At 52.1% G+C, this 18,684-nt stretch carries 10 protein-coding genes; 6 read left to right on the top strand and 4 right to left on the bottom strand.

What is annotated here, in order from left to right:
• Positions 1-83: 83 nt before the first annotated feature.
• The 4 genes from B9Y59_RS15915 (at position 84) to B9Y59_RS13925 (ending at position 12,581) form a co-directional block, all read left to right on the top strand.
• Complete coding sequence (locus B9Y59_RS15915; protein ID WP_158089047.1) at positions 84-260, top strand: hypothetical protein; 177 nt, start codon at positions 84-86, stop codon at positions 258-260.
• Positions 257-6,253 carry a discoidin domain-containing protein gene (locus tag B9Y59_RS13935; protein ID WP_085534205.1) on the top strand — a complete coding sequence of 1,999 codons (5,997 nt, stop codon included), beginning with the start codon at positions 257-259 and terminating at the stop codon, positions 6,251-6,253. The genes B9Y59_RS15915 and B9Y59_RS13935 overlap by 4 nt, the downstream gene beginning before the upstream one ends.
• Before the next feature lie 111 nt (positions 6,254-6,364).
• Positions 6,365-11,203 (top strand): beta-galactosidase, LacZ type, encoded by a 4,839-nt coding sequence (locus B9Y59_RS13930; protein ID WP_085534202.1) that lies wholly within the window; start codon positions 6,365-6,367, stop codon positions 11,201-11,203.
• Between the two features lie 688 nt (positions 11,204-11,891).
• Positions 11,892-12,581, top strand: coding sequence for a glycoside hydrolase family 2 TIM barrel-domain containing protein (locus B9Y59_RS13925; protein WP_085534200.1), 690 nt, complete (start codon positions 11,892-11,894; stop codon positions 12,579-12,581).
• A gap of 446 nt (positions 12,582-13,027) precedes the next feature.
• On the opposite strand, the gene B9Y59_RS13920 is transcribed toward B9Y59_RS13925, so the two are convergent.
• From B9Y59_RS13920 to B9Y59_RS16315, 4 genes are all read right to left on the bottom strand, one after another.
• Positions 13,028-14,794, bottom strand: coding sequence for an ABC transporter ATP-binding protein (locus tag B9Y59_RS13920; RefSeq protein WP_085534198.1), 1,767 nt, complete (start codon positions 14,792-14,794; stop codon positions 13,028-13,030).
• A complete protein-coding gene (locus tag B9Y59_RS13915; RefSeq protein WP_085534196.1) occupies positions 14,791-16,581 on the bottom strand; it encodes an ABC transporter ATP-binding protein in 1,791 nt (596 codons plus the stop codon). The genes B9Y59_RS13920 and B9Y59_RS13915 overlap by 4 nt, the downstream gene beginning before the upstream one ends.
• A 198-nt stretch (positions 16,582-16,779) precedes the next feature.
• Positions 16,780-16,983 (bottom strand): hypothetical protein, encoded by a 204-nt coding sequence (locus B9Y59_RS16320; protein ID WP_242967329.1) that lies wholly within the window; start codon positions 16,981-16,983, stop codon positions 16,780-16,782.
• Between the two features lie 63 nt (positions 16,984-17,046).
• A complete protein-coding gene (locus B9Y59_RS16315; RefSeq protein ID WP_242967328.1) occupies positions 17,047-17,394 on the bottom strand; it encodes a TetR/AcrR family transcriptional regulator in 348 nt (115 codons plus the stop codon).
• 161 nt (positions 17,395-17,555) lie between these two features.
• On the opposite strand from B9Y59_RS16315, the gene B9Y59_RS13905 reads away from it, so the two are divergent.
• Both B9Y59_RS13905 and B9Y59_RS13900 read left to right on the top strand, forming a co-directional pair.
• Positions 17,556-17,951 carry a cation transporter gene (locus B9Y59_RS13905; RefSeq protein ID WP_085534194.1) on the top strand — a complete coding sequence of 132 codons (396 nt, stop codon included), beginning with the start codon at positions 17,556-17,558 and terminating at the stop codon, positions 17,949-17,951.
• A 451-nt stretch (positions 17,952-18,402) separates the two neighbouring features.
• Positions 18,403-18,642 (top strand): FeoC-like transcriptional regulator, encoded by a 240-nt coding sequence (locus tag B9Y59_RS13900; RefSeq protein WP_054324526.1) that lies wholly within the window; start codon positions 18,403-18,405, stop codon positions 18,640-18,642.
• Positions 18,643-18,684: the final 42 nt, after the last annotated feature.

The raw sequence follows: 18,684 nt of genomic DNA, 5'->3' as shown, positions 1-18,684 counted from the left end.
TTTATTATAAGGATTAACATGAAGATGTGCAAAGGTTTTGAGCATAGTGATCGATATTTCTGTTGTTTAAAGAGCATTACTGATTGGTAGAATTCTTCGAAATATGGAAAAACTTTGCGAAATCAAGTGGCGTAAGCGGTGCGCAAAGTGAAGATTATCGCTTTGCAGCGCCTTTGTTTTTGATTCAAAAGAAAGGAGGGAGATTTCAAAAAAATCAATCGAAATCCATGAGGTTTAATATGGAAGGAGAAGAAGTATGAAAACAGCATGGCAAAAGTGGACCGCCTGTCTGCTGGCGACTTTGATGGTTCTCGGAACCGTGTTCGCAGGGCCGGGCGTCTACGCTTGGGCGGCCGACCTAGGAGAGGGCGATGGTGTAACGTTGTCCAACTCCGCGGCAGAGCCTGGAAGAGAAACAATCAATTTTAACAACGACTGGCGGTATTATGAAGGAGATGTTACCGGCGCAGATGCAGCCGACTTCGACGACGAAGATTGGCTCTATGTAAATCTGCCGCATAGCACCATTCATTATACCCCCGATAACTACTACCAGGAGGATCTGGGGGTCTTCTGGTATCGTAAGCATTTCACCATTCCCGAGGAAATGCAGGGCAAAAAGCTCTACATAACCTTTGAAGCTGCGATGCAGGCGGCAGAGGTGTGGGTAAATGGGGAAAAGGTTGGAACCCATCAGGGCGGATATACTGCATTTGTTTTCGACCTCACAGATAAGGTTGCTTATGGGGAAGAGAACGTAATCGCAGTGCGCATCGATACGCGTCCGAACGCAGCCTTTAACCCTGGTAAAAACAATCCGGACTTCCAATACTTTGGCGGCCTGTATCGGAACGTATACCTCACAGCCATGGACCCACTGCATGTGAGCGATGCGGTTTATGAAAACAAAACAGCGGGCGGCGGAATCTTCTTGACAGCGCCTTCTGTCACCAAAGAGAGCGCGACCGTTCAGGCGCAGACCGACGTCAAGAATGAGGGAGAACAGGCACAGGACACCACGGTCAAGACGGAAATTGTGGATGAAGATGGCGGCGTGGTTGCCACAAAAGAGGATACCACTACGATTGCCGCAGGCGAGAGCCATGCGTTCGTCCAAAAACTGGTTGTGGAAAATCCGCGCTTGTGGTCCATCAATACGCCGGAGCTTTATACGGTGCGCACCACGGTCCTGACCGGCGATACGGTCCGTGATTCCTTGGAAACCACTTATGGCATCCGCAAGGTGGAGTGGAAACGCGACGGCTGCTATATCAACGGCGAGTATGTGGAGCTCAACGGCACCAATATGCATTCTGAGATCGGAATGCTCGGCAATGCCCAGTCCGACGACTCCATCTTTGAGGACGTTCGCCGTCTGAAGGAATGGGGCTTTGATTTCATTCGGATGTCGCACTATCCACATTCCCCGGCGTTTTATGCGGCGTGCGACAAGTACGGTGTGGCTGTGATCGACTGCCTCTCCGGCTGGCAGCAGTTTTACAACACCGACAGTTTCAAGAATGCTACTTATCAGGAACTGCGCGACATGTTCCATACCAACCGCAACTACTGCTCCATCGTCGCATGGGAGCCGAGCCTCAATGAGAGTGGTTACAATGAGGCGTGGGCAAAGGAAATGCAGCGCATTTCCCATGAAGAATACCCGACAGATGGAGATTCCCGCATTTACACCGGAGGATGGAAATACTGGAATGTCTTCGACATGGGCGTAGGGACTCCGCAGGCCAATGTAATCGGCGATGCAGCGACCTATAGCGACAAGCCTGTCATCGTCAGTGAATACGGTGATTGGAACTACGGCGGCTACACCTCTTCCACCCGTGTGACCCGTGAACCGGCGCACACAAAGTTCAAGGGCGGCGACGAGGGCATGCTGATTCAGTGCGACAATCTCCAGGAATCCATGGCGCTCAACCGCAGCTTTGATTGGGGCGGCGCGTATGCCTACTGGCAGTATGCCGACTATGCAGGCTTTGATACAACCGACCTGACCTATTGCGGGATTGTGGACATCTACCGCATCCCGAAATTCAGCGCATACTTTGTCCAGAGCCAGCGCGACGCCGATGTCGATCTGAGCGAATACGGCATCGAGAGCGGCCCGATGGTCTTTGTGGCGAATACATGGGCCTCCGATTCCCCAGATCAGGTTCGTGTGTTCAGCAACTGCGATGAGGTAGAGCTTTTTGTCAATGGAAAATCCATTGGTAAACAGACGCCCGACACGCAGATGTGGGGACCGCATGGCGACGGAAACCCGAAGGATCACCCGGCTTCCGGAGCAGGAAAATATATCAGCACAGAAAACCTCAAGCACCCGCCGTTTACCTTTGATCTCAGCGATTATACGCCGGGCGAGGGAACCATCACAGCGGTAGGCTACATCGACGGCCAGAAAGCAGCGGAATATGTCCGCCGTGCTCCTGAAGAGGCGACGCAGATTACCCTTCAGGCGGAAAATGACGAGCCTCTCAAGCTGGACGGCAGTACCGCCAAGCTGGTGTGGGTCGATGTAAAGGACGCAAATGGTACTGTGGTCAATACAGCGGATAACGCCGTCACCTTCTCGGTGGATGGCCCCGGCCTCGTGATTGGCGACAAAGCAGAGGTCGACGAAGGCCAGGAAACTAAGACGGTCACCATGTTGGGCGGCCAGATGGGAATCTGGGTGCGCAGCAAGCGCGGATCGGGCGATATTACCCTGACTGCAACTTCGAACGGCCTTACCACAGCGACGCTCACCATTCCGACCGAGACTGTAGAAGGCTTGCCGGAAGTTCCCGAAGGCGGCGATGCAGACGAGGCGGACTATGTGAAGCCTGTAGAGACCGGAAACTTGTTCTTGAACAAGCCTGCCAGCGCAAGCAGTGAGAACACCAGCAGCCAGCTGGGAGTAGAAGCGGCGGAACGCGCCAATGACGGCGACGAAACCACCAAGTGGTGTGCAAAGGTCACCGATTCCAGCGACGACTCTGTGGGGCCGCACTGGTGGCAGGTGGACATGGGCGACACCTACAAACTCGAGAGTGTGGAAATTCTCTTTGAGATGAACACGGATTATAAATATCAGATTGCTGTCTCCGATAGCCCGGACATCACGCAGGAAGATGTGGTCGTAGACCGCAGCAACAACACCGAAAATGTCCAGCGCGTAACGGAGGAAATCAACCAGGAATGCCGGTATGTGCGCGTTTATGTGAATTGCCCGGCATCCAACATTTGGCCCTGTATTTTGGAGGTCAAGGGTACAGGAGAAAGCACCAATGCAAACGTAGCGGCTGGAAAGGATGCAACCGCCAGCAAGGAAGGCGCCGGCCATCCGGCTTCCGCTGCAGTAGATGGTGATCCGAGCACCTACTGGACCAATGCGGCCATGGGTGCCGCCAACTGGCAGGTGGACCTCGGCGAGGTCTATCAGATCAACCAGGTGGATGTGGACTTTGTCTGGGGCAACGGCACTTTGATGCATACCTTTACTCTCCAGAGTTCTATGGACGGCAACCGTTGGACGGATGTAGCGAACTACAGCGGTCCGGACAAGATGGCGTCCCTCCAGGTCGATACGCAGGCCCGCTACCTCCGCGTTTACAACCTGTATGCGGGCGACGGAACAAAGGACTGGACGGAGATCGCCGAGTTCTATGCCTACGGCGCTGAGGCGGCGGAAGAAACCCGCTTGGATTATGGTGTTCCTTCCTATGCGAGTTCCAGCGCAGAGGGCAGTGACCCGGCCTATGGCAACGACGGAGACCCGGCCAAATACTGGATTCCGTCTCCGGACGATGAGTCCCCCTGGTGGTACTTTGATGCGGGCGGTCTGTACAACATGAGCAATGTACAGCTGTCCTGGACCAGCGAACAGTCCCATCGTTATACCATCGACCTTTCGGTGGATGGTGTGAACTGGACGACCGCAGTGGACCATATGGATGGCAGCGAGGCTTTGACTTTGACCAGTGATGCAGTCTCCGGTCTGGCCCGCTATGTGCGCATTTCCCTCCCGGCAGGCAGCACAGAGGGCTTCTGGATCAACTCCACTGGGCGCGAAGAGAATGGTAAGCTGGTCACAGGTGTGGAAGAGTTGGCGGCGGTAGACGCATTTACCGGCACAGCGTTTGAGGACTTGGAACTCCCGAAGGAAGTTCTTGCAAACCTCGAAGGCGATCTCTCTACAAAACTCCCAGTTGTCTGGGATGAGGATGGCTATAAGGCAGATTCCGCTGGCGAGCAGACCCTCACCGGTACCTTGACCATGATTCCTGGTGTCAAGAACAGCGAGGATGTGAAGGCTTCCATCGTTGTAAATGTAAAGGAAGTTCCGGAGCAGACCATTACAATGGGCCTGACTGCGCCGGAAACGGTAGCACCGGGCAGCGAGTTCGCCGTTACGCACTCCATAAGCGGCCTTGGCGAACTGGTGGAGCCAGTTGGTATTATACAGATGGATCTCACCTATCCGGAGGGACTGACCTGTGAGGAAGTGACTCCAAATGAAAACATCGACGGCAACTTGACAGTCGGTATCCATAACGATGAACACAAAGTTTCGATTCTTTACGACGGCGATCTGGAAAATGGACTGCCGGTTGATACAAGCAGCCTGTTCACTGCAACCTTTAAGGTGGACGAAGCGGCAGGAGAAGGGGATTACGACATTGAAATCGGCAATGTTGTTGTTCTGAATATCAGCGGAAACGACATCGGCAGCGCGCTCCAGCAGGCGACGGTTCACGTGGGCCAGACGGCGCCGGAGACGGCTGATCTGACGGTAACCTTTAGCGGCAAGGATGCCAAACTCTGGATCGACGGGGAAGAGCAGACCATCGCAAACCTGCTTGGCGTTTATACCCTGGAGGATGTTGCAAATGGCGAGGAACTCGTATTCGACTTTACACCGGCTGTGGAAGGCAGAACCTTCCGTGCGGTAACGGTCAACGGCGGCGAGCCGGAGATCATCGGCAGCGGCTCCTATCGGTATACAGGCAGCATGGATACCCTGAACCCAACCCTCACCTTTGCCTTTGAAACGGTCAGCAAGCTGACCTTGCAGGCTGTGATCGATTATGCACAGGAGCGTATCGATGCAGGCGATACCGACAATCTGGTACCGGCAGTACAGGAGAAGTTCCAGAAAGCGTTTGATAAGGCAAATGAGGTCAACGAAGACCCGGCAGCCACACAGGATGCGATCAACGAGGCTTGGAGCGCCCTTATGGACGCCCTGCACTACCTGGAATTTGAGCCGGGCGACAAGACCAGGCTGGACGATCTGATTGCTCTGGCAGAAACGCTGGACGAAAACGACTATACGTCGGACACTTGGGCGGCTCTCCAGACAGCGCTCGACGAGGCCATCAAAACGTCTAATGACGACAACGCGGTGCAGAACGATGTGGACAAGGCGTGCCAAGCGCTCTATGATGCGTTGATGCATCTGGCCGGAACGGCCGACCGCACGGCGCTTGATACGGCGCTTGCGAAGGCAGAAGGGATCGAAAACCATCTGGATGCGTATCTCGACGACGGCAAGCAGGAATTTATTGGTGCTTTGAATGCTGCGCGGGATATTGATCGGGATGCAACGCAGGAAGAAGTTGACGCTGCGGCGAAGGCCCTGACAGAAGCAATGGCGAACCTGCGCAAGATTCCCAGCCGTGCGGAACTTGAGGCACTTCTCAACCGTATGGAGTCCAAGGATTTGAGCGGCTATACCGCATCCAGCGCAGCAGCGTTCACGGCGGCGAAAAAGAATCTGGCAGCGGTTTTGGATAAGTCCAATGCAACGCCGGAGGAATTGGTAGCCGCACAGGATGCAGCGCTCTTGGCAGAAAAGAACCTCAAGAAGAAAACACAGAACAGCGGGAAGGGTTCCTCCTCCAGCAATAGCAGCAACACATATGGAGCTTCCGGAACTGCCACAGCCAATCCGGTTGTCAACGCAGCGCAGTCCGTCGCAGAGCAGACATCGGTTCGTTGCGATACGACGATGCCGTTCACATTGACCAGAGGCAGCGCATATTGCTTCAAGATGACGGTACTGAACGGCTCAAATGTAATGCCGAGCTTCACCGTGGGCAATGGCAGTGTGCTCAAGACGCAATTTATTGCGCAGATCGGCAATGATTATTACTTCCGCGTCTATGCAACCGGAAAACCAGGCGAGAGCACGGGCGTCTACACCACTTTGCCCGGACAGAACCCGGTTCGTCATTGCGTTGTCACCATCGGTTAAAACGCATGATTCGGTGACAGTATTGATAAAATTCCCCAAGGGCGCGCGTTGCGCGCGCCCTTCCGGGAGATTTTAGCGACTTGAGTTGCATGGAGTGAAAGGAGAAGCCTTATGAAACTAAAGAAATTGGTTGCCGGCATTTTGGCAGGCGCGATTTCCCTGTCGGCTGCGGGCATTTCGGCATTCGCTGTGCTGTCCGATGACAGCAGCGAGTGGAACGGGCAGCCGGAAGTAGTCCAGGTAAACCGGGAACCCGCCCGCGCCACGGCCTATCCGTACGAGACCGAGGAAAAGGCTCAGGAGAATGACCCGGCGCAGTCGGCTTATTACAAGCTGCTCAACGGCGACGACTGGAAATTTAGTTGGGCAGAAAAACCTGCCGACCGAATTAGCCAGAAGGACGGCGCCTTTGCAGACGCTGATTATGACGACAGCGGCTGGGATGACATCACAGTACCGCTGAGTTGGCAGACTGTGAAAAATGAGGATGGCAGTTTCAAATACGATGAACCCATCTATGCCAACCAGGATTACCCTTGGAAGTATAATTCCAAGGACAAGAACATCAAGACCGGCGAAGCGCCGACCAACTTTAACCCCGTCGGCACCTATCGCAAGGTTCTGCCGGATGTCTCCGCATGGCAGGGACGTCAGGTATTTATCACCTTTGAGGGCGTCGAGGACGCCATGTATCTATACGTCAATGGCCAGAAGATCGGCTATGGCGAGGACATGACTGCCCGGCAGGAATTTAACATCACCGATGCACTCGATTTCACAGAGGGTGCGGAAAATGTCGTGACAGTGGAGGTGTTCCGTTGGAGCGACGGCAGCTGGATTGAGAACCAGGACGGCATTCGTCTGTCCGGTATTTACCGCGATGTGTATCTGTTCTCCAAGGACGACGTCGAGATTCGCGACTTTACCGTTGTCACTGATCTGGACGACGAATATGTGGATGCGGATCTGAACACGGAGGTGGAGCTGCGCAGCTTTGAAGATGCGGATACAGCGGGCCTTACGGTAGAGGCCCAGCTCTACGATGCGGAAGGGAACCCTGTGGGTGACCCGATGACAGCGGATGCGCCTGCTTTTGAAGATCATAAGGCGGTTGTCAACCTGACGGGCCATTTTGAGAACCCGCTCAAGTGGAATGCAGAGCATCCGAACCTCTACCGCATGACCATTTCGCTTATGCGTGGCGGCGAAGAGGTGGAGAGCACAGCGGTCAACGTCGGTTTCCGTGAGTTTGGGATTATCAATGATGATACCAACAATGCACAGATGGTTTTGAATGGGGAACCGGTTTATTTCAAGGGTGTAAACCGCGGCGAGATGTCGCCTGAAACCGGCCGCCACCTTTCCCGTGAGGAGATGGAAGCGGACATCAAGTTGCTCAAGCAGTACAATTTGAATTCCGTGCGTACTTCGCACTATCCGGACGACCCGTATTTCTATGAGTTGTGCGACAAATACGGTATCTATGTGATGGATGAGGCGAACAATGAGTCTCACAATGGCCGCCGGCTGAACCCCGGTGTGCCCGGCGATATTCCTGGTTACGTAGTCGCTTGTAAAGAGCGTGCAGTCAGCATGTTGGAGCGCGATAAAAACTATCCCTGCATTCTGATGTGGTCCCCTGGCAACGAGGTGGGCACGGGCAAGTCCCTGGAAGGCATGCTCCAATATTTTGATGAAAACGACCCGACTCGCCTGATCCACTACCAGGGCTGGAACGACAGCGAATATGTCGACATGGAGTCGAATATGTATCCCGCTTACACGGACGTGGAAAAGAAAGGTAAGAGCGGCAAATCCCCGTATGTCATGTGCGAATATGACCATTCGATGGGCAACAGCACAGGCGCTTTGAAGGACTATTGGGACATCATCCGTAAGTATCCGAACCTCCAGGGCGGTTGGATTTGGGACTGGGCGGACCAGTCGATCAACACCCAGATTCCCGGCGCGGAGCCCGGCGAGACCTATTGGGCTTATGACGGCGACTGGGATGTCTACACCGGCAAAAACAATTTCTGCGTCAATGGCATTATTGCGCCGGACCGTACCATTCATCCGGCCATGTATGAAGTCAAGAAGGTTTACCAGTCCTTCCAGATGACGGCAAAGGATCTGGAGGCGGGCGTTATTACCATCGACAATGAATACATCGATACCAATGCAAACGAATACGACATGACCTGGGAATTGATCCGCGATGGCAAACCTGTTGCGCACAATACTCAGTCCGTGGATGTTCCTCCGCAAGAGACGGTGGACATCACCCTGGAAGGCTATACTGCGCCGGCTAACCTACAGCCCGGCGAGGAGTGCTTCCTGAATATCCGTTTCACTACAAAAGAAGACTGCTGGTGGGCGGATGCAGGCCACGAGGTCGCAACCGAACAGTTTGCATACGATGTCCAGGAGGACAATCTGCCCGAATTGGACGAGAGCAATATGCCGGCGTTTACCGAGGGGCAGGTACAGGATACCGATACGACGCTCACCATTGAAAATGATGCCTTCCGCGTTGTTTTTGACAAGGAAAGCGGCAAGCTTACTTCCTATGTCGCCAACGGCGAAGAACTGCTGGCAGAGCCGCTGGAGCCGAACTTCTGGCGTGCCATCACGGACAACGATGCCAAGACCTCCCACGACGCGAAGTGGCAGAATGCAGTGAAAGACGCAAAGGTCACCGGTTTCAGCGTGTTCCAGGAGGAAAAGAAGGTCATTGTCACGGTGAATATGACGATGCCGTCGGCGGCAGATTCGCAGTATGCTTCCACCTTTACCATCTATTCGGACGGTAATGTGATTGTACGCAGTACTCTGATGCCGAACAGCTCCATGAATAACCTGCTGCGCGTCGGTATGCGTTTGCAGATGCCCGCGGGTTACGAGAATATGCAGTGGTATGGCCGCGGCGAATCCGACAGTTACTGGGACCGCAAGTGGGGCTATGACATCGGCGTATACGATAGCACGGTCAGCGAACAGTATACCGATTTTGTCAAGCCGCAGGAGACTGGCAATAAGACGGACACCCGCTGGCTGGCGATTACCAATGAATCCGGAAATGGCCTGCTCTTTGATGCGCAGGATGTGATCGAAGTCAGCGCCCTGCACTATACCCAGGAGGATATGGAACAGGCAAAACATCCGTACAACATGGAAGGAACCGAGAATACGGTTGTCACGATCGACCAGTATCAGATGGGTCTGGGCAGCGGAAGCTGTGGCCCAGAGACACTGGAGCAGTATACATTGCCGACCGACCGTTCTTACACCTATCAGTTCCGTATGAAGCCGATCAGCAATGCGTCTACCGAACAGCTGATGCAGGAAAGCAAAGTCAATCTGCCGGACAACACCACCTTGGTTACGGACATCCAGATTGACGGCGAATCCATTGATGGATTTAACAGCGATATTCTCACCTATACTTCCCGCAAGAGCCCGTCCGCAGGAATCCCACAGGTTACAGCAACCGCGGCAAACGATGATGTAACCATCGAAATTCAGCAGGCGGATGCGGTTCCAGGACAGGCGACGGTAACAGCCACCAGTGCGAGTGGGTATCAGCGTGTCTACACGGTGGACTTTATCTTCAATGAGTATGTTTATCTTTCCGATTTAGAGGAAACCTCCGCAGAAGTCGGCTATGGAACCTTTACCAAGGACGCCAACCTGGATGGTGACAAGATCAGCGTCTATCAGGATGGCTCCAAGGTCTCCTACGACAAGGGCATCACCGCCCACGCCGCCTCCAAGGTCGTTTACGATTTGTCCGGTCTCGATGCAGAGCGCTTCCAGGCGTGGGTCGGCATCGACGGAGTCAACCGCAACAACAAGGTGCGCGGTGTGAAGTTCCGCGTGTTGGTCGACGGCGAAGAGAAGTTCGTCTCCAAGGAGATGAAGGGAAGCGGAAGCAACGCGGAATATGTCGATGTGGACATCAGCGGCGCAAGCACGCTGACCCTGCTTGCCGATTTGACTACCAGCTCGAACGGCAACTGCCAGACGGTCTGGGCTGATGCGAAGGTCAAGGTGCGCGCCGAAGGCTCGGAGCTCTATCTCTCCGATGTCGAGGAAGAATCCGCAAAGGTCGGCTATGGGAACTTTACCAAGGATGCCAACCTGCAGGGTGGTAAGATCACGGTATATCCCGACGGTGTCAAGACTGCGTTTGACAAAGGTTTGGCGGCTCATGCCGCCTCCGAGGTGGTCTATGATTTGACCGGACTCAATGCGACACGTTTCCAGGCTTGGGTAGGAATCGAAGACAAAGACCGTGCGCAGGACGTAAAGGGCGTTGTTTTCCGCGTCCTGGCCGATGGAAAGGAGATCTTTGCTTCCGATGAGATAAAGGGAAAGAACACCAATGCGCAGTATGTCGACGTCGATGTGACAGGCGTGACAAAGCTGACCCTGCTTGCCGAACTGACCACGGGCAACAACGGCCGCTGCAATACCGTTTGGGCGGACGCAAAATTGCTGGTCGAAAGCACAGAACCATCAAAACCGCAGTTTGAAGTTGCAGAGGATTCGGATGCAAAGATTACAACCGACGGCGATACCAAGATCCTCTACAATGTCCCGGCAGGAGCGACGACCGAGGACATCGCAGCAATGCTCAAGCCCGTAGAAGGCGGTACATTGGAATTTATGGAGGCGACCGGCGGCTCCATCGACGAGGGTTCGACGCTGGTCTCCGGCTACATCGTGATCCTGCGTGTGAACGGCACCGAAGAGGACCGCATGAGCGTGGCGCTTCTGGGCGATATCAACCCGGATGGCATTGTAAATGAGTCCGATGTGCAGCTTATGCGTGAAGCCATTGTAGGAAATCGTTCCTTCGAACAAATTGAGTTGCTCAGTGCAGACATGAATGGGGATGGGGCGCTGGATGCCCATGATTTGTTCCTCATCAAGAAAGCGATGCAGTAAAAAAGTGGTCATACCCAAAGGACTTTTCCTGTAGGGGCAGACCGGAAGAAATGTACATATAGTACATATATAAGAAGGGGATACCCTCGCAGACTATTCTGCGGAGGTATCCCCTTCTGTTGGTTAGATCTTCCAGAAGAACCGGTGGAAGGTTCCCGTAAAAAAGCCTTCGCTTCAAGCATCGAGCGAAGCAAGCCGCTGGCAACAACCTTTTGATGATAGAAGGTTGCCGTTAGAACCGCCACTGCCTGTTTACGGGCTGTGGAGTAGGGATGCAAGCGGGAATAAAGTTCCCAGCCTCTTTAGACGTTCGCCGGTGGTTGTGACTGGCTTTATGTATGCGTAAAGGACTGTTTGTTGAATTGCACTGTGATTCCGGGAATTCCGAAACTTTGGGCATTGCCTTCGGGACGGAGAGCCTCAAAATACCGTCCGGATATTTATATGGACTGCCTCCGTCAGATATATCGCCCATAGAATAACCGCCGCGGTATACGCCGCTATAATGTCCCTGATAGCCTATAACGTCCGACTTCATTCTTATCCAATTCCTTGGCCACACAGATCGTCGAATAACCATTCTGCGGGGATACATAGACCTCTCTTTCCTTCCGTCCTGGCAGATCGATAACAGCCTCGTAAGAGCCGTCCCACTCCTTGACGTTACACACTTCCTTTGGAGTCGAATATGTATCCCGCTTACACGGACGTGGAAAAGAAAGGTAAGAGCGGCAAATCCCCGTATGTCATGTGCGAATATGACCATTCGATGGGCAACAGTACAGGCGCTTTGAAGGACTATTGGGACATCATCCGCAAGTATCCGAACCTCCAGGGCGGTTGGATTTGGGACTGGGCGGATCAGTCGATCAACACCCAGATTCCCGGCACGGAGCCCGGCAAGACCTATTGGGCATATGACGGCGACTGGGATGTCTACACCGGCAAAAATAATTTCTGCGTCAATGGCATTATTGCGCCGGACCGCACCATTCACCCGGCCATGTATGAGGTCAAGAAGGTTTACCAGTCCTTCCAGATGACGGCAAAGGATCTGGAAGCGGGCGTTATTACCATCGACAATGAATACATCGATACCAATGCAAACGAATACGACATGACCTGGGAATTGATCCGCGATGGAGAGTCCATTGCAAGACATACGCAGTCCGTGGATGTTCCTCCGCAAGAGACGGTGGACATCACTCTGGAAGGCTATACTGCGCCAGTTGACCTACAGCCCGGCGAGGAGTGCTTCCTGAATATCCGTTTCACTACAAAAGAAGACTGCTGGTGGGCGGATGCAGGCGTCTTTATCAGGTGTTGGCAGGATTACCACACTCAATGGGTTGTGTGTACTCGACTAGTCTTTCCTTAAGGACTCACCAAACAAATTGTCAAGCGGGTTTTTACAAAAGATACTAGGCAACATAGGGCGTTCCTCCGTATTGATTGTTTGCTCCCTTCAAAGGGAAATGTATCCCGTAAGGACGAAGCTTTATAAGGAAGCTGTCCATCGTCTTTCCATCCTACCGGGGCTTTCTCTCAAAGCCGCCGCACACTTATAACCCTGGCCTTAACGTTGTAAATAGGAGAGTACTGAAATTTATAATGATTTTTCAAAAGGTTTACAGGATATACCATTTAAGAAAGTGTGAAAGAATTCAAAAAGCCCTTGGGCTTTGTTACACTTGTAACAAACTCAAGAGCTTTTGATATAAAGTCAATAAATTCTAAAGTCTTTATTTAAGGTTGGAGAAATCCGATGTTTGAACCGGGAATACCGTTCACAAACATGAGATGATGCCAGCTGGAAACAAAATGTCATAATCGAGACGATGGCCGCTCATTCAGTTGCCAGGAAGCGCTCTCCTTTTGTAGTTGCACCATGTGATGGTATAATCCTTTTTGTTCCATCAATTGGGCAGGGGTGCCCTGTTCAGCGACTTTCCCATCTTTCAAGACAACAATGTGGTCCGCATGGGCTACCGTACGCATACGATGAGCGATAATCAACACCGTCTTATTTTGTACTAGGCGGGAAAGGGCCGCTTGAACAGCACTCTCATTTTCAACATCCAGAGAAGCTGTCGCTTCATCCAGCAAAATTACAGGAGCATCCTTTAGAAGTGCCCGCGCGATGGAGATGCGCTGCCGTTCGCCTCCGGACAAAGTAGAACCATTTTCTCCGATGACGGTTTGGTATCCCTGCGGAAGCTTACGGATGAATTCGTCGCATTGTGCAGCGCGGGCTGCTTCCAATACTTCTTGATCGGTCGCCTCGCGCCGTCCTAAACGGATGTTTTCCATGATGGTATCGCGGAAAAGGACCACATCTTGAAAGACAATTGCGTAATAGTTTAGCAGAGCTTCTGGCTCCACACGGGTCACATCAATGCCTCCCAGAGTAATGGTTCCAGAATTGACATCCCAGAAGCGTGCTGCCAATTTGGCGGCTGTCGACTTACCACCGCCAGAGGGCCCGACAAGCGCAGTGACCTCCCCTTGCTTAGCCGTAAAAGATACGTCGGACAGAACACCTTCATCCGAATGGTAAGAGAAAGAAACATGGTCAAATTGGATGTCATACCCGTTGGGAGTACAAGTATTGGAACCGGTTTGTACGGGTTGTTCCTCGATTTGACGCATACGTTCGATCTGCAGTTTTGCACTAAAGGTAGCGGCCAGGTTTTGCAACGCCAATGCCATGGGATCATAGAACCGTGCCGCGGCGATCAAAAAGACAAGATAGGTCAGAAGATCCACACCGCCTGTAATTAGCAGATGTGCGCCCACGAGGACGGTCGTTGCCAACCCTAGACGAAGAATCGCTTGGGCGGATGTGATAAACACGCCTGTAGTCAACTCAGCACGAATTGCAGCAGATTCAACGCCATCAATCTTGGCGTGTACACTCTCTAGGTAGTGTTCCTTTTGATTGCATGCCTTGATGTCACGGATGGTTTCCAGACATTCTTGAATTCCATCAGAGGCCGCACGTTTGGCAAGAATGCTGCGTGTTCCAAATTTGTCTTGTAGGAACTTGGAACCCACAGCAAGAATGAGTGCAACAGGAAGTACCCACAACACCGCCAATCCCAAGCGCCAGTCCATAGACAAAAGACCGATGGCGATGAGCGCCGTGGAAAAACAGGTAGCAATCAGCTGGGGAATGTAATGGGAAAAGGATTGTTCCAGGCTGGAGCAGTCGGACATGATGGTATTGGTCAAGTCAGCCAGGTCCCGGTTTCCAAAAAAGGAGAGGGGGAGTGCGCGGAGCTTTTCTGCAAGGCGAACCCGGCGGTTGGCACTCTCTTCATAGGTGCCCGTATATGTTTTGGCGTATTCCTTCCAATGGAACAAAAAGATGAACACAAGAATGATCAGGGCGCCAAGGGTGTATCCCCACACACCCGAAGAGGGATCGGTCCCTTCTGTCAAAGCAGCAATCATGGTCTGTAAGACAAAGAACAGGAGACCAACCGGCGCCATAAGGGATAAATTGCAGACCGTACACCAAAATACACCGCTGACCAGGTCCTTTGTCCCTTGTTCCGATAGAGCGAAGATGTGTTGCAATTTCCGAATCATTGCACAGCCTCCTTTCCAACCTTCCATTGGGCAGAGGTCTGATAATTCTGCCACATTTGTGCATATAATCCCTTTTGCTCCAGAAGTTGCTGATGGGTACCGCTCTGTAAGATTTGGCCTTCGGAGAGCACAAGAATCTGATCGGCATTTTGAATGGTGGAAAGGCGGTGAGCAACCATCAACACTGTTTTTCCGCGGGTCAAAGATTCAAAGGCCTTCTGAATCTGATACTCATTTTCAGGATCAGCAAAAGCAGTCGCTTCGTCCAACAAGACGATTGGTGCATCCTTTAAAATGGCACGCGCCAAAGCAATGCGTTGCTGTTCGCCCCCGGACAGGTAGACCCCTTTTGCACCGACGACGGTATCGATACCGTCGGGCAACTTCTCGAGAATATCGTCGCATTGGGCTGCATGAGCAGCCTGCAAAGCCTCCTCCCGGCTGGCTGAAGGCCGGGCCGCCCGGATATTTTCCAGGAGGCTGGCCTTAAACAAGCGCGTATCCTGAAAAACAAAGGCTACTTGAGCCATCAAATCGCGGGTGGAAATCTGCCGGACATCCACGCCGCCCACCTGAACAGAACCTTCTTGTGCGTCCCAAAACCGGGGGATCAGTGTAGCCGCGGTGGTTTTACCTCCGCCAGAAGGGCCCACTAAGGCGACTGTCGCCCCCTCAGGAACCGTAAAGCTCACGTGTTGAAGCGCAGGCCGGTCCGCGCCAGGATAGGTAAAGGTCACGTTCTTGAACACAACGCTGTGCCCGCTTGGAGACTGAGGATGTGCCGGTTCGGCCAAAGGCTTCTGTTCCAGAATCAGGTTGAGCTTACGAATCGCCTCGTCGGCTTCCATCAGAGCCTGCGAAGCGTACATAATGCGGTTCATCATGCCACCACAGGCCGGAGCAAAGAGGATATAAAAAATCATGTTTAACAGAACATCCCAGCCATCTCCACCGGCTGCAGCGGTCATGAGCATCCCCATAGGGATAAGCAAAAGGAAGGTGCCGTTTAAAACCGTGGTAAACCAAACCAAGGGGGTCCGGCAACTCATCGCATAACCGGAGGCCAGTTCCTTATAGGACATGATCGCTTGATAGAAGTTTTTAAAGGAATGAACGGTTTGCTGAAAGACTTTGACGACAGGGATTCCGCGGATATACTCCACTGCTTCGCTGCTCATATTTTCTAACTGAATCTGATAGCGTTCGAAAAATTTCGCATTTTTTCCACCCATCATCAACGTCATCAGCCAGATGGAAACGATCATAGGAATCAAACAAACCAATCCCATCCGCCAGTCGAACACAAAAAGCAATACGAGGGCAACAACAGGGGTGACGATCGCTCCCACTAGGTCGGGAAGTTCGTGAGCCAATAGGGTTTCAGTCATCCCGGCATTGTCGTCGATGATCTTGCGCAGACGGCCGGTCTGATTGCTGGAAAAAAAGCCGAGAGGGAGGTCGACCGCGTGATCGATGGCGGTCCGCCGCATATTTCGAGCGGTATGGAACGCGGCGAGATGGGTACACATCAAGGCCCCAAAATAGACGAGTATGCTGGCACCGGCAAATGCGACTGCCATCCAGCCAAACCGCTCGAGTCCAGTGGCCTGTGAAAGTGAAGGAAAAGCACGGAAGGCCCCCTGTACAGCAAGCCAGATACATACATAGGGCATCAGTGAAAGGGCCGCCGACACCCCGGACAGGGTACAGCCCAAGATGGTCAGCTTCTTGTGCCCGCCTGCATAACCCAGCAGGCGGGACAAGCTGCTCTGCTTTTTTTTGTTCATGGGGAATAACGCCTCCTTAATGAAATAAATTCCGGTTGGACATAGAACCGCAGATTGGGAAAGAAACAGACCCTCAAAGAATTTTAAGTTAGCGATAGCTAACTAAAAAGCAAAAAAATATCGGCATACAAACCATTTCACAAAAAAGAATGTTGATAGTTAGCTACAGCTAACAAAGGGCGAAAAAAGAGAGGCTCTTCAGAGCCCCAAGACCGTTCTCCAACCCGGATAGAAAAACTGACGAAGCGTAGTCAGGTAGTGTGCTGCCTCTTCCTTCGTAAAATCGTGCACGACCACTTCAAACAGAGCCGTGGAATATGCACTGAGAAGGAGGTGAAGCTCCCGTTCATCGATCGTACGGACGGGTACGCCGCATTTGCGCGCTGCTTCCATGAACTGCACGGTCTCTTTTTGCTCCAAAACGACGAAATCATGGATAAAGTTTTCGTATTTGGTTTCGGAAGATCAGCAGAGCAACAATTTAAACGCATCGAAATGGTCATAAATCAAATCGAGGAAATAGATCACTTCTGCATTACTAGCCCACATTTCGTCCAGCTGTTTCACAACCAACAGCTCATAGTCCCGTTCCTTGATGGTTTGGTAAACTTGGTCCAATTTAGAGAGCAATGGTTCTACCAAGGAGGCGAACACGGCCTCTTTATCTGCAAAATGGCGATATAATCCAGCCGATGTCATTCCAGCAGCTTCCGCGATGGATCGCATGGAAGCTTTTGCAAACCCTTTTTTCAGGAATTCAGCTTTTGCTGCGGGGACAATTCTGGCAAAGCTGGCGCTTTTATCCCTTGGCACAAAACCCTCCCTGCGGTGGCAACCGGTATAGATCCCGTTTCACTATTCATTGTAGCTTTGATTTCTGTTTTGTCAAGGGATAAAGGCGGCGAAGCCACATTGACAGAATAGGTTTTTTGTGCTACTTTAATTAGCAGAGACTAACTGAGGGGGCTTTAGAAATGGTCAACATTATTATTCCGGTCTTACTGGCATTGGCATGTATTTATGGTGTCTATAGCTATGTCCGGAAACTTCGTCAAGGGGGTGGCTGTTGTGGCGAACATGAACCGCCCGTCAAGAAGGTGAAGGTGGCGGATCGGGATAAAAGCCATTATCCGTATGAAACGGTTCTGACGATTGATGGGATGACATGTTCAAACTGTGTGAGGCGGGTAGAAAATGCGCTCAACAACTTGGATGGTGTTTGGGCCCAGGTGGATCTTGATTCTCGAAAGGCCATTGTACGGACAAAGCAGGTACTTTCAGAGGATACCTTACGCGAGGTGGTCCAAAAGGCAGGGTATCTGGTCCTTTCGGTACAACCGGGACAGTCAGAAGCGCGTGAAGAGAAATAGAAATTTTTATGCACAAAAGTTAGCTTTAGCTAACTTTTGTGCATCTTTTATCTTGCATACTGTAGCAAAATACGAATCTCCTGCTTTGTGGGGAGAGTAAAGGGTAACGCTTCCAGTATTGAGTAGAACAGCTGGTTATACAGGCACCTAAAAAGGAACCGGGCTTGGCCAAAAAGATGGGACCTGTTTACGGGTGACAGGACAAGCGATGCAAAAATGAGTGATACAGTGCTTCTAAGGGGCTGGATGGTATCAAGTCCTTATAGGGGTGATATAGTTCCTCGGCTTAGACGGGAATCGTGCCTAGATGGAATAGATGGGATGCGACGTTTGAATACACAGAGGCGATTTAAGGACGGTGAAGCGCAAAATGTAGATGGTTTTATACGTTCTTTTAGAGATGGCCTTATTTTGGATAGGAATTTATTCAATGCACGAGGGGGTGAATAAGATGGATAAACTCATGGAACTGTTGGAGGAGGGCCGCGCCTGGTCCGTAAAGGATCTGGCAGATTCCTTGCAAAAACCGCAAGAAGAGGTCCAAAAGCAGGTGGAATCCTTGGAGTACGATGGTTATCTTCGAAAGACATGCGGCTGTGGACCCCAGTGCAAAGGTTGTGGGCATTGTGGTTCGCATGGGCATCATACCCCCTCGTTCGAACTGGTAAAGCTTCCCCAGGAGGAACTGTAACGGGAACCAAGTCGAGTAAGAAATGAAGAAAGACGGACAAAC

Source organism: Anaeromassilibacillus sp. Marseille-P3371 (assembly GCF_900169665.1).
Lineage (GTDB): Bacteria > Bacillota > Clostridia > Oscillospirales > Acutalibacteraceae > Anaeromassilibacillus.
Note: the sequence above shows the minus strand (reverse complement) of the source record. Positions and strands in the feature narration are given on the sequence as shown.

What these genes read in the sequence shown, in the direction of transcription:
- B9Y59_RS13935 (WP_085534205.1), top strand. Translation starts at nt 257, where the DNA reads ATGAAAACAGCATGGCAAAAGTGGACCGCCTGTCTGCTGGCGACTTTG.
- B9Y59_RS13930 (WP_085534202.1), top strand. Translation starts at nt 6,365, where the DNA reads ATGAAACTAAAGAAATTGGTTGCCGGCATTTTGGCAGGCGCGATTTCC.
- B9Y59_RS13925 (WP_085534200.1), top strand. Translation starts at nt 11,892, where the DNA reads ATGTATCCCGCTTACACGGACGTGGAAAAGAAAGGTAAGAGCGGCAAA.
- B9Y59_RS13920 (WP_085534198.1), bottom strand. Translation starts at nt 14,794, where the DNA reads ATGATTCGGAAATTGCAACACATCTTCGCTCTATCGGAACAAGGGACA.
- B9Y59_RS13915 (WP_085534196.1), bottom strand. Translation starts at nt 16,581, where the DNA reads ATGAACAAAAAAAAGCAGAGCAGCTTGTCCCGCCTGCTGGGTTATGCA.
- B9Y59_RS13905 (WP_085534194.1), top strand. Translation starts at nt 17,556, where the DNA reads ATGGTCAACATTATTATTCCGGTCTTACTGGCATTGGCATGTATTTAT.
- B9Y59_RS13900 (WP_054324526.1), top strand. Translation starts at nt 18,403, where the DNA reads ATGGATAAACTCATGGAACTGTTGGAGGAGGGCCGCGCCTGGTCCGTA.